Origin of the sequence: Rhizobium sp. IY2, assembly GCF_047532935.1 — a bacterium.
GTDB lineage: Bacteria > Pseudomonadota > Alphaproteobacteria > Rhizobiales > Rhizobiaceae > Rhizobium > Rhizobium anhuiense.
Genome location: NZ_JBLKNU010000015.1, coordinates 68083 through 80831 on the forward strand (window position 1 = coordinate 68083; position 12749 = coordinate 80831).

The following is a 12749-nucleotide window of genomic DNA, read 5'->3' on the forward strand; positions in this document are numbered from 1 at the left end:
GGCACCTTCGCAAAAATGATCCAGATGCCCAGGCGAGCGGCCAAATTCCCACGCTCCCCGGTGGTATCCACCTTGATCGCCAGTCACGCAGGCCTTCGATGCTAGCATAGATGAGTCCGAAATCCAGAGCGGCGCTCGTGCGGCCCGCAAATTGCGCTTGGGGGACTGGATGGAGACGCAGCTCAAAACCTGGGATCGGCTCGAACTTGGATTCTTGCGATGCAATGCACCGAGCTTCCGCCAGCCGCGCTCGGTTACACCTTTCCTGCAGAAAAATTATAACCGGAGAAGGACGGGTTATCGGCCGGTTGAACTCGCTCCGGTGAATCGGGGGGACTTTGGGCTGAGATCAGCAGAAACGAAAAACCCCGCCGAAGCGGGGTTTCTAGCTGGTCGGAGTGGAGTGATTCGAACACTCGACCCCCACGTCCCGAACGTGGTGCGCTACCAGACTGCGCTACACTCCGTGACCAGCGGCGCTTCTATAGAACAGCCTATCTGGTTGCACAAGCACCAAATTCCAAAAAACCGGCGGAATTTTTGACGGTGACGTGACAGGCTCGAGATCACGCGACTGCAGCAAAAAGCCACACTTCCCGCAAATCGAACGGAAGTCTCAAACGGGCAATTTTCTTTTGCCGGGTTCCGCGCTAAAGGGCAGACGGGACAGGCGAAACCGCTCACGAGGGCGGGCTTCGCAGCCAATGCGCTAGAGATCAGGACGACACGATGAATTTCCGCACCATGACCGCGGCCGGGCTTGCAATTGCGCTTGCCGGATGCACGACCATTCCTTCCGCCGGCAATCCGATCGAGGCCCGCTGGGTCGGCAAATCGGCCGGCATCTTCTTTGCCGCCTACGGGCCGCCGATCAGCGACAGCGAGCAAGGCTCGACCACCGTCTATACCTGGCGTGGCGGCTACAAGACCGTGCGCATTCCGGCGAAATATGCCGAAGGCGCCGACGGCAAGCGCGGCAAGCAGATTTCGTCCGCCCGCACCGCCTATCTGCGCTGCCAGGCCGAAATCACCACCAGCTCCGATTACACCATCCGCGACATCCGCACCGTCGCCGATATTCCGGGCGTCGACGGCCCGTCCTATTGCGCCGAGTTCCTGGCGCCGGAACAGAAGTAACGGACGCTTCGTCCGAAGCAGCTCACAGGCGGCCCCAGGTGCCGCCTGTTTTCGTTCGCGGCTGCTGCTTCCGACGCAAGCCGGCTTCTGCACGAAGAGCAGATTCCGCCAGGTCCGCCGTTGCAGCGGATGGCCCATCGACCCCGCTCTCAATATCCCGACAGCCCGCAACCAAATCCGGCGCAAAAAGGGGCTTGTCGCATTCAGCCCTCCGGCGTATCTATTGCCCGTCGCGAAAAGCGGCTGCCTCCCTTGATCCGCTCAGTGGCGGAGTAAACAGGTGGACGAATGGTCGTCCAGGTGGTCGAGCACACGCCATTCATGCCTTTGCAGCATGGATCGGCCAGCACCTCCCAGAAACCAAACGCCTGATCAGCTCAGGCCTCATCGTGAGTCCATTGGCGCTCAAACGGCGCTCGTGCGCTTGCGTCGACCCGGAACGCGCCATGACCAGATCCCTTATCGTCATTTTCACCGCCATTGTCCTCGATGCCGTCGGCATCGGCCTGATCTTCCCCATCCTGCCCGCGCTGCTGCGCGATATCACCCATGCCGAAAACGTCGCGGCCTATATCGGCACGCTGACCGCGCTCTACGCGGTCATGCAGTTCATTTTCGCGCCGGTGCTCGGGGCGCTCAGCGACCGGATCGGCCGCCGGCCGGTGCTGCTGATTTCGCTCGCCGGCGCTGCCGTCAACTATCTGTTCCTCGCCTTTGCGGCCAATCTTCCGATGCTGTTTCTCGGCCGCGCCATCGCCGGCCTGACGAGCGCCAACGTGTCGGTGGCAACCGCCTATATCACCGACATTTCGCCCGAGGAGAAGCGCGCCCGCCGCTTCGGGCTTTTCAACGCCATGTTCGGCCTCGGCTTCATCATCGGCCCGGTCGCCGGCGGCGTCCTCGGTGATTACTGGCTGCGGCTGCCCTTCATGGCGGCCGCCGTGCTCAATGGCTTGAACCTGCTGCTCGCCTTCTTCGTCCTGCCGGAATCGCGCCCCGGCAGCCGGGAGAAGATCGCGCTTTCGGCGCTCAATCCGCTGAAGCCGCTGCACGCGGTGCTCGAGGTCAAAAGCCTGCTGCCCGTCGTCACCCTCTTCTTCATCTTCAGCGCCACCGGCGAGGCCTACGGCACCTGCTGGGCGCTCTGGGGCAGCGACGCCTTCCATTGGAGCGGGCTTTCGATCGGCCTTTCCCTCGGCGCCTTCGGCATCTGCCAGACGCTGACCCAGGCCTTCCTTCCGGGACCGGCGGTCAAATTGCTCGGCGAACGCGGGGCAATCCTGACCGGCATCGCCGGCGCCGCGATGGCGCTCACCGTCATGGCCTTTGCCGGCCAGGGCTGGATGATCTTTTCGATCATGCCGGTCTTCACGCTCGGCGGCATCGGCGTGCCGGCGCTGCAGTCGCTCGCCAGCCGGCAGGTCGATGAAAACCGGCAAGGCCAGTTCCAGGGCGTGCTGGCCTCGGTCGTCAGCCTCGCCTCGATCGTGGCGCCGCTTGGCTTCTCCAGCGTCTATTTCCTCGTCCGCCAGGCATGGCCGGGCGCGATCTGGCTCTCGGTCGTCGCCGTCTATGCGCTGGCCGTGCCGCTCATTCTTGCTCTCAGGCTGAAGAAACCCTCGCCGACCGCGGCAAGCGGGCCGACGCCATAGGCCACCGCCCGCGCCGCGTGCCGCATGGATCCCAGGGTCAAGCCCTGGGAGGACGGAGGGAGGCGGTGCTTGAATACCCCTCTGCCCTGCCAAGCCCAGGGTCGAGCCACGGGGGCCGGCAGGCCAGCGGGGGCCACGCGAGACCCCCGAACCCTACACCCTCACGCCGCCTCCCCCGCCTGCACCGCGCTTTCCGCCAGCTTCCGCGCCGCGACGAAATCCACCTTGCCGGAGCCGAGCACCGGCACCTTGCCGATATTGACCTCGGCCGGGACCATCATGTCCATGGCGCCCTTGGATTTGGCGAAGGCGAGGAATTCGGCGCGGGTGGCGGTGGGGGCGTCGGTGAGGAGCACCAGGCGCTCGCCTTTCTTGGCGTCGGGCAGCGAGGAGACGACCGACAGCGCGCCGGGCCAGAGCTCGGCGGCCAGCGTCTCGACGGCGGCGAGCGAGATCATTTCGCCGCCGATCTTGGCGAAGCGTTTGGCGCGGCCGCGGATCTTGACGAAACCGTCCTCGTCGATGGTGACGATGTCGCCGGTGTCGTGCCAGCCGTCGGCGAGCGGCTCGAGCACGCCGGGCTTTTCGGCACGGAGGTAGCCGGCCATGACATTGGCGCCGCGCACATGCAGCCGGCCGCCCTCATCGATGCCGGGCACCGGTTCGAGCTTCCATTCCATGCCCGGCAGGATTTTGCCGACCGTGCCCGACTTGTTGTACATCGGCGTGTTGATGGAAATGACCGGCGCCGTCTCGGTGACGCCGTAGCCTTCCAGGATGCGCAGGCCGAATTTTTCCATATAGGTCTGGCGGGTTGCGGCCTTCACCGGTTCGGCGCCGGAGAAGATATAGCGGATCGAGCGGAAATCGTAGGGATGCGCCGTCCTGGAATAGCCGTTGAGGAAGGTATCGGTGCCGAAGATGATCGTGGCGTTGGAGACATAGATCAGCTCCGGCACGATGCGGTAATGCAGCGGCGACGGATAGAAATAGACCGGCACGCCCGAAATCAGCGGCAGCACCGTGCCGGCCGTCAGCCCGAAGGAGTGGAACACCGGCAGGATGTTGAACACCTTGTCGCCGCTGTGGAAATCGATGCGGGCGGCGGCCTGGGCGGCATTCGACAGGATGTTGCGGTGGGTCAGCACCACGCCCTTCGGCGTGCCTTCGGAGCCGGAGGTGAAGAGGATGACGGCCGGATCATCCGCCTTGCGCTTCACCAGCGGCCGCGCCTTGCGCAGATACCCCAGGATCTTGTCCTTGAGGCCGATTTCCGCCCGGAGATCATCGAGCCAGACGATCGTCACCTGCTTTTCCATCTCCTCGATGACAGGTCCGAGCTTGGCCTGGGTGACGAAGGCGCGCGAGGTCAGCACATGCCTGACTTCGGCGGCCTTGCAGGCGGAGAGGATATTGGCAGCACCCGCGGTAAAGTTCAGCATCGCCGGCACCTTGCCCGCCGTCATCACGCCGAGCAGGGTGGCGGCGGCGCCATTGGCATTCGGCAGCATGACGCCGAGATTGGTTTCCGGGAAACGGGCGCGGAACTTGGCGCCGAGCACGGCAGCCCCGGTCAAGAGCTTGCCATAGGTCAGCCGGCCGGTGACCGGATCCTCGACGGCGAGCTTGCCCATGCCGAATTCGCCACCTGCCTGAATGACGCGGTCGAGCACGGTCGACGAGGTATCGGCGGTCTGGAACAACAGGTTCGACATCACCTGATAGAGGGCGGCGCCGGCCGCCGTGCGGCGCTTGCGGCCCTTCAGCTCCGGCGGCACTTCCAGCTTCACCGGTTCGAGAATGGTGACCTTGACCTTGGGGAACAGCCGGCGGCGGATCTTGCCGTTGTCGAGATAGGAGAGATAGCTCTTCTCCAGCCCGTCGATCTTCACCGGCACGACCATCGAGCCTGTTTTGTCGGCGACCATGGCGGCGCCATCATAGACCTTCATCAGCGTGCCGGTCACCGTCAGGCGGCCTTCGGGGAAGATGCCGATCGGGTTGCCATCCTGCACCACCTTGATTAGCGACCGCGTCGCCATCGGCTTGGTCGGGTCGAGCGGCAGGAATTTGCACATCTTCAGGAAGGGGCGCACCCACCAGGCCTGGGCGATCTTGTAATCGACGGCAAAGGTGGGCTCTTCCTCGGTGATCGCAAGCGCCAGGGCGCCATCGAGCAGGCTGACATGGTTGAGCGCAATGATCGGCGCGCGGCCGGCCTTCTTGATATTTTCAAGGCCTTTGACCTCCAGCCGCATGAAGGCGCGGAACAGGATCGAGATGAAATCGCGGAAGGGATTGGTCGGCAGCGTCTTCAGCATCAGCCAGGCGACGGCGAAATTGATGATGCCGAGGCCGATCAGGATCTCAGGAATGGAGGCGCCGAGCGCCTGGATGGCGGCAACCAGGCCGAGGCCGACGGTGATGAACAGGGCCGAGAGCACATTGGCGGCGCCGATGACGCGGGCGCGGCGGTCCTCATGCGCCCAGGTCTGCAGGGCGGCGAAGGTGGGCACGGCGATGAAGGCGCCTGATATGGCCATGCCGGCGAGATCGATGGCGACGCGGATGGTATTCTGGCCGGCAAAGAAACCGACGATCGTCGTCGCGTGGCTTGTGGAAACCAGGCCCCAGAGGTTCCAGGCGAGATCGAGGCTGAAGAGGCCAAGCAGCGCGGTGCCGACCGGGGCCGGCAGCAGCACGATGCGGCCGGACGACATCCAGGCGGCAATGGCCGAGCCGACGGCGACGGCGATGGCAAAGACGGTGAGATAGGCCGGCACGACGAGCTCGGAGCCGCCGAGCAGCTCGGTCACCATGGTCGGCAGGATGGAGAGCACGAAGGCGCCGACCAGCCAGAACCAGCAGTTCATCAGCGCCGAACGCCACAGCCGTTTATCCTCGCGGATTTCCTTGACGAGGGTGTAGCTGGAGCGGATGACATTGCGGTCGATTTCGAGATCCGGCGCCTTGGAGCCGGTCGGCGGGATCATCCGGCTGGCCAGCCAGCAGAGCACCGAAAGCCCCATCATCATCGTGCCGAAGATCAGCACGTTTTCACCGCCGGAGAAGGCGAGCGCGGCGATGATCGTGCCGGCGAGGATGGCGATGAAGGTGCCGCCTTCGATCCAGGCATTGGCCTTCGGCAGGTCGCGGCGTTCGAGGTGATCAGGCAGGATGCCGTATTTGATCGGCCCGAACAGCGCCGAAACGATGCCGAAGCCGAACAGCGCCGCCATCAGCACGAAGATGGAGGAAAAGGCGAGGCCAACGACGGCCAGGGCGGCGACCGCGATCTCGCAGCGTTTCAGCAGCTCGGCGATTTTGGCCTTGTCGTGTTTGTCGGCCAGTTCGCCGCCGAGTGCCGAGAGCAGCAGGAAGGGCACGATGAGGATGACGCCGGCAAGCGTCACCAGGGCAGCGCCTTCGCTGGCCGACATCTTGAAGAGAATGAGGAACACCAGGGTGTTCTTGAGGAAATTGTCGTTGAAAGCCGTCAGGAACTGGGTCCAGAACAGCGGCGCGAATTTCCTGGAGGTCATCAGATTGTGTTGCACGGCGGGTCCCTCTTTCGACTGGCAGAGAAGGCCACAGAGTTGTTACGCAAAAGTTGAATGCGATAACAACTCTGCGCTGTGGTTAACCAAGATCAATCTTCATCGTTACGATTGAACTTGACCAGGAGTTTCTCGGTGCGGGCGTCCTCGACCTTGCGGATCAGCTTCTCGGATTCGGCATTGTCGCGCAGCGTCTTGGTGATATTCACCGTGGTCTGTACCAGCATCAGAATGCCCATGGCGAGATAGCCTTTGCCCCAGAGATCGAGCGGCATCATGTAGAGGCCGAGCGCCAGCATGAAGGCGGCCGAGCCGAAGGAGATGTAGGAGAAGCTGACCCAGCTGGCGGAATGTTTCTGGAAACTGTCGTTCATATCAGTGGTCCCTATGGTTCGATGGATGAATGATTGGATGGATGCAATTTCAGGCAGCAGGCGTGATGCGGCTCTTCAGCCGCGCCAGCACATCATCGGCGGATGAGCGCAGCGGCGCGCCGAAGCCGGCATTGGCAAGCTTTTCGATGATGCCGGCCGGGCGGATGGCGCCTTCCATGTCCTTCAGCGCCGCGGCCGTCAGCTCATTCTGGCTCTGGCGCAGGCGAAGCCGCGCCAGGGTCTCCTCGGCATCGTCAAGCGTGGCAAAGCCCGGACCGGCGACCGCGACATCGAGCTTCTGCGCCTCCTGCGTCGCCCGCGCCAACCGCTCGCCGCGCTGCAGCTCCTGCAGCCGCGCCTCGGAGGCGCGCACGATGCCCTTCAGCTTGTCGATCGCCTGGGTGAACTGGGCTTGCGCCTTCTCAGATGCATCGCGCTCGGCGTCGAGATAGGCGATCGCCTCGGCCGCCTCGCGGGCCAGGCCCTCATTGCCCTTGGCAAGGGCCGCGGTGGCGCGGGTCTCCAGATCGGCGATGCGGGCAACGATCGTTGCGTGCTGCCCCCTCTCCTGCTCGTTCTGGGCGATGGCGACCGCGACGCTGCGGCGGGCCGACTGGATCGATTGGGCGGCATCGCGGATCTGCTGGGAAAGCAGCGGCACGGCGTGGCAGTCGGCGAAAGCCTGTTCGGCATCATGCGCCCTGCCCCGCAACAAAATGGAAATCAGTTTGAACATTTGCTTCCTCCGGTTTATGAACGTTGTTCACAAGAGGCGTTATGCCAGAATCATGAACGTCGTTCAAGATAAATTTTGAACGTCGTTCAAAAAATCGAAGTGGAATGGTTAATGGCCGGCAGACGAGAAGAAAAACGCGAAGACCTGAAGGCCCGGCTGATCGAGGCGGCGCGCGAGCGGATCGCCAGGGACGGGCTCACCAATCTCCGGGCCCGCGACATCACCCAGGATGCCGGCTGCGCGCTCGGCGGCCTCTACACGGTCTTTTCAGACCTCGCCGAACTCGTCATCCACGTCAATTCGGGAACGCTGAAGGCGCTGGAGGCAAGGCTCACCCTTGATGAAACCAAGGACCGGCCGCCGACCGACCGGCTGCGCAACCTGGCGCAGGGCTACTTGAACTTCGCCGTCGAGCACCGGAACCTCTGGAAGGCGCTGTTCGACCACTTCCCGCCGGAATCGAGCCCGACGCCGCAATGGCATCTCGACGAACACCTCTTCCTGATGGACGTGATCGCCGAACCGCTGGCCGAACTCCAACCCGACATGCCCCCCGAAGACCGCGCCATCCGCGCCCGCACCCTCTTCGGCGCCGTCCACGGCGTCGTCAGCATCAGCCTGGAAGGCCGCTTCGTCGGCCTGCCGCTGGAGCGGTTGGCACGGGAGGTGGATGAACTGGTGCAGACGATTGCGGCGGGGGCGGAGCGGCGGCGGGGGTGATGAGGGGCCACCGGTCTTTGATTGGAACGTCAGCGCACATTCCGTCATCCCAGGCGTTGCCCCACTACTGTCCGGGTCGTGGCGATGGCACCAACCGATAGCAATGCGGCGTTGGCAGCTTTGCGCCAGTTGCGAACGTTCAGACAATCCGCGACCATAGAGGTTCTGTACGCTAGCTGCACTGTCCAAATTGAGCATTTAACCCTATCGCACATACACAACTACACAAGTCTGCTGTGTACGCAAAGCTATACCCAAATGGCATATACTCAAGATGTTGGAGGTGTCACGCAGGGAGTAACCGAACGGTTTCGGCCCCAGCCCTGTGGACAAACAAAATCAGTGACTTCCGAGGCCCAAAATTCAGGTCAAAATAGCTATATGGGAATCGGTTATGCTCGCGTGTCCCTTGAGGACCACCAGGATCTGACTCCGCAGCTTGAAACGCTGCGCGCGGCAGGCTGCGAGAAAATATTTGAAGAAGAACGGAGTGGGGCCAATGCGGATCACCCCGTCTTAGCCAAGGCGATCGCCAGCCTGAAGGAAGGCGATGTCCTCGTAGTTTGGAAGCTAGACCGCCTATCTCGGTCCCTAAGAGATCTATTATTCACCCTGGAGGTCATTAACACCGCCGGCGCGGGCTTCTTGTCTCTCACCAATGCGATAGACACGACTACCTCTATAGGCCGGCTGACCATGCAAATCGTGGAGGCCTTCGCCGAGTTCGAGCGCGAAATGATCCGAGAGCGTACTAAGCACGGTCTGGAAAACGCCCGCCGCGCCGGTGTCGTTGTCGGCCGGAAACCCAAGCTCAAGCCTGCGCGGAAGGCCGAGATCGTCCGCATGATAGAAGATGGCGGGGAAACATCTTCCACGGCCGCCAGCCTTTTCGATGTTTCCAAAACAACTGTTAAGCGCGTGCTCCAAGCCTATCGGGCAGAGCAGCAGAACAAGGCTGCCTAATGCCCGTTATCCAACCCTTCCCCGTCTATAAACCGTGCGAAGCGGGGAATAAGATCGACGATCTCGTCAGACTTCTTAACACGAGCATCTTCAAAACCGAGTACATGGACGCCGTGTCAGGTGGCGCGCTTGTGGCCACCGGACTGAAGAGTTTCAAGGCCTCGCTGACGTCGCCCCGTTGGACGACCAGCCCGATTTTGGCGAGCGTCGCGACTCCATCCGCCAGAATGAACTTGGTCAGTGCGGCACTGTTCGATTTGGTATGCAACGCTGAATACATCCACGGGCGTGTAACCAATCGAAATTGGATCTACTGCAACCGGCACCGCTTGCCGGTAGGCGATGAGGCCCATGCACCCTATGCCTATTTCTCTTTCCTGAAACAGTGTCCCATGTGCTGCCAGGATCGAGGCCTCGATAAACGACTGACCGGCGCGCAACATAAGCCGTCCAGCCACCACATCGGTGAGATCACCACTACGGCGATTGCCTATTTCCTCGCGCTAATGGGTGCGTCGAACGAGCGCCCGATGTCAGTCGGTACAATCTCGAAACAGAGCCACGACGTGGACGCGATGGCGTGGCGCGAGGACGTTCTGGTTCTCTTCGAAATCAAGGCGTCGCCCCTTGTCACCTATCCGCTGCGGACCGCGCTGGAACACCCTTTCCTTGAGGAAGGCGAAGACGGCCCAATCGAGCTTTCGCAACATAAGCTCATCGACGTTGATTTTCAGGCGCGCGAACTGAGTTTGTTTTTGGCTAATTCAGGCGTAGATATTCCGCTGGGCAAACCCGTGGGGGCGAGCTGGCCCTACGTCCCACTGACCGAATACGTTGCTCAGCCGGATGGCTTATTGGACTACCTCGAAGCCTGGTCGGAGATCTTCCAGGGCTACAGCGTTCCAAAGGTTCGCCGTTTGGGCCGCGAAGTCGCTCTTGGCTATCTCGCCAACGGTTGGGGGGACGAGATCGACTCAAACAAAACGAAGGCGGGCCTCGGCCGAACCGATGACATCAAAAAGGGTACCTATCAGCTCCTCAAATTCGGTGCGTACTATCGCGATGGATCGCCAATTTTGCCGATCAGAGGTGCACTCGTCGCCAATCTCGATCCAGTGTTTATGTTCGACGCCTACATGAGCAAGCTGGTGGACGCCCGATGGGCGCCGGCGGCTAAGTTTAGACCCTCGGAGATTGAAGGAGTTACCGAGATCAACGAGGCGGATCTCTATTACATCTATGATACTGTGATCGCGTTCAACCGGCCGATCTACAACGACCCACTGTCGCGGGCCCTCTTTAATTTTCAAGACATGGAGGCCGCACTTTTGAGCGGCGGCCTGGACGACATTCTCCAGCGTTGGGGGGCGGTAAATTGATATCGCGTCTGACGGTCATCCTTCGCCACAATACCACCATGCCCGGCGACGCAGAGCTGGCACGGCGCGAGTGGACGAGCCTTATGGGCACGGCTGGCGTGGTTCTGGACGAGAGGGAGCTAGAGGCCCTTTACCCGAGCGGGCCTGCCACCATTCAGCCGAAGACCGCAACCACCTTCGGGTGGATCGCGGCGACCTGGATGGACGTACCCTTCGAGCGCGCCGTGAACCTTATTCGACGTAGCGCCTTCGCTCAGGAAATTTTCCTGACGGGTGATGCCATCGATTTCGAGCGACTGCGCGGAGAGGTTGGGTCACCTGTCTGTTTTGCCCGCCAATACCATCCCGAAGTGATCGTCGCTCTGGCCCATAACTACGTTATTGAGAGCGAAGCGGCGTTGCCAGATCATATGGAGGAACGCCGGGTTGCGGCTGTCATCCGCGCGCTATTAGAGCCCTATCAAGGTGGTCGGGAGACAACCCTCTCGCGCCGGCTTCGGGCGGCCAAGAAAACGACGCTTTCGCTCTCGCATGACCTGCACATTTACAAAGCTAAGTTTTTCCCTCGGATGGTCCGGGCTTTGATAAACATATATGGCCGCGCCACAGCTGTGTTCGATCCTTTCTGCGGCAGCGGGACGGCGCTTTTGGAGGCGGCGCTCCTGGGACAGGATGCGATCGGCGTCGATATCGATCCCATTTGCGAAATGATGTCTCGCTCGAAGGTTGGCCCTTTCGTCGGCGACCGCGTCAAGGTGCGGAAGGCGCTGCACGTATTTCGAACTCATATTGCTAAGGGCGAGCAGTCGGCCGACTTTATTTTCCCCGACGAGCTAAAGAAGAAAATCGCACGGCGTGATCGCATCGATGGCACCGACTACTTGGGTTCGATCATGGTCGAGGCGAACATCTTGGCGACAGCTGTGCGTGCTACGACCATGGCCGGCCTGGCCAGCGACCTGATCCGCACACTTGCCAGCGACGCTGTCACCAAGAAGATCCGCTATCGTTTTATCGGCGTCGGCAATGGGCGCTACACTATCGAGCTGATCAAGAAACCACTACTGGAACGTTTATCTGAAAAGGTCGATCGTGCGCTCCAGCTTCTCGATGTGTTCGACAGCTTAGAGTCTGAACTAGGGATCACTCTTGGCAGTGTTACTGTAAGACAGGGTGACGCGCGTGCAGTTGAGTCTTGGCCTTGTCTTCCTGCTCAGACCTTTGTCGTCACGAGCCCGCCCTATCTGCCAGCTTCCTCGGGGCGCGAGCACTATGCATCTTCGCGCGCGTTAGCTTTCGCGGTGCTAGGCTTTTCCGCCGGAGAAGACGGCTATTTCGACAATGCGACATTGGAAAGTCCCACGCCGACCTTCAAAGGCTCTACGGAAGCCGATCGTCTTATGCGCTATTTGTTATCGGACACCAACGAAAGCGCCGACCCGCAAAAAGACGCTATGCGGTTCGAGCGCAAAGCCGTTCCTACTGCTCACTACCTAGCCGACATCGGCCGGTTCGCGGACGGCATTACTCGCGCATGCCCATCGTGCCGCCTGGCAATGGTGGTCGCCGATCAGCATACCTTCTATTCGCATCGGCGCGGCGAAGTTGAGCATGTCGTTGACTGCGCAAGCCTCTACGGCGAGCTGCTGGCGAGCAAAGGCTTGGCGTTGACGGAGGAAATCGAACTACAACTTCTTAAATCGGCTGCTTCTCGTGCGAAACCACGAGCCAAGGACGACTATCATGAGGCAGTGCTCATTTTCGACATCGCCCAGGCTGTCAAAATTGGCGCTCCTAATTTGGATAGCCGAACGTCCAACGTTTCAGACCGGGCTGCCTAAGGGCAAGGTGCGCAAATATCAGGTTCACGCACATATGCTAATCCCGAGAGCCTCCCAGTCAAGCTGATCGTCAAGGCCGTCAGCTCACCCGCCTTGAAGGTGAATGCGAGTTCGTTTAGGGGAAACTAAAAAGGGAGACATCGTGTCCCCCTAACCATCCCAGGAAGCCCGGCTTCTAAGGCTTTTGAGCGATGGTGGGCGCTCCCTCCGGGCCTACCACTTTGTCAGTAATGGGCCAAAAGCGGTCGTTGGTGGCATTTGCTACATAATTCCGCAGATTGGCCTGCTGCCGGTTTATCGGACACGAGATTAAGCTAATCCCACCTTGGTTTCAAAGTCATTTGGGCTGAGATACCCCAGTGTCGAGTGGCGACGTTTCGGGTTGTAGAA

General features: G+C 61.1%; 9 protein-coding genes, 1 tRNA gene and 1 riboswitch. Of the genes, 6 read left to right on the forward strand and 4 right to left on the reverse strand.

All coding sequences use genetic code 11. The features are described from left to right. Positions 1-19: 19 nt before the first annotated feature. A riboswitch (ZMP/ZTP riboswitch) is annotated at positions 20-97 on the reverse strand. A 293-nt stretch (positions 98-390) separates the two neighbouring features. Further along, positions 391-467, reverse strand: a tRNA-Pro gene (locus tag ACMUVN_RS30730). 262 nt (positions 468-729) lie between these two features. Between ACMUVN_RS30730 and ACMUVN_RS30735 the strand changes: the two genes are divergently transcribed. Together ACMUVN_RS30735 and ACMUVN_RS30740 are read left to right on the forward strand one after the other, a co-directional pair. After that, positions 730-1137, forward strand: a complete 408-nt coding sequence (locus ACMUVN_RS30735) for a hypothetical protein (protein WP_018495286.1) — start codon at positions 730-732, stop codon at positions 1135-1137. 446 nt (positions 1138-1583) lie between these two features. Next, a complete protein-coding gene (locus ACMUVN_RS30740) occupies positions 1584-2789 on the forward strand; it encodes a TCR/Tet family MFS transporter (RefSeq protein WP_414815924.1) in 1206 nt (401 codons plus the stop codon). Between the two features lie 161 nt (positions 2790-2950). Here ACMUVN_RS30740 and ACMUVN_RS30745 read toward each other — a convergent pair whose 3' ends face one another. The 3 genes from ACMUVN_RS30745 to ACMUVN_RS30755 all read right to left on the reverse strand — a co-directional run bounded on the left by ACMUVN_RS30745 (position 2951) and on the right by ACMUVN_RS30755 (position 7456). Continuing rightward, positions 2951-6346, reverse strand: coding sequence for an acyl-[ACP]--phospholipid O-acyltransferase (locus tag ACMUVN_RS30745; protein WP_414815925.1), 3396 nt, complete (start codon positions 6344-6346; stop codon positions 2951-2953). Between the two features lie 92 nt (positions 6347-6438). Continuing rightward, positions 6439-6720: a YiaA/YiaB family inner membrane protein gene (locus tag ACMUVN_RS30750; protein WP_003546080.1), complete on the reverse strand. Its 282-nt coding sequence runs from the start codon at positions 6718-6720 to the stop codon at positions 6439-6441. Between the two features lie 49 nt (positions 6721-6769). Further along, entirely contained in the window at positions 6770-7456 is a 687-nt protein-coding gene (locus ACMUVN_RS30755; RefSeq protein ID WP_183905811.1) for a PspA/IM30 family protein, read from the reverse strand. Between the two features lie 111 nt (positions 7457-7567). On the opposite strand from ACMUVN_RS30755, the gene ACMUVN_RS30760 reads away from it, so the two are divergent. The 4 genes from ACMUVN_RS30760 (at position 7568) to ACMUVN_RS30775 (ending at position 12359) form a co-directional block, all read left to right on the forward strand. Further along, a complete protein-coding gene (locus ACMUVN_RS30760; protein ID WP_414815926.1) occupies positions 7568-8176 on the forward strand; it encodes a TetR/AcrR family transcriptional regulator in 609 nt (202 codons plus the stop codon). 381 nt (positions 8177-8557) lie between these two features. Further along, positions 8558-9139 (forward strand): recombinase family protein, encoded by a 582-nt coding sequence (locus tag ACMUVN_RS30765; protein WP_414815927.1) that lies wholly within the window; start codon positions 8558-8560, stop codon positions 9137-9139. Then, positions 9139-10518 carry a hypothetical protein gene (locus ACMUVN_RS30770; RefSeq protein WP_414815928.1) on the forward strand — a complete coding sequence of 460 codons (1380 nt, stop codon included), beginning with the start codon at positions 9139-9141 and terminating at the stop codon, positions 10516-10518. The genes ACMUVN_RS30765 and ACMUVN_RS30770 overlap by 1 nt, the downstream gene beginning before the upstream one ends. Beyond that, on the forward strand, positions 10515-12359 hold the full coding sequence (locus ACMUVN_RS30775) for a DNA methyltransferase (protein ID WP_414815929.1): 1845 nt from the start codon (positions 10515-10517) through the stop codon (positions 12357-12359). Before ACMUVN_RS30770 ends, ACMUVN_RS30775 begins: the two co-directional genes overlap by 4 nt. Positions 12360-12749: the final 390 nt, after the last annotated feature.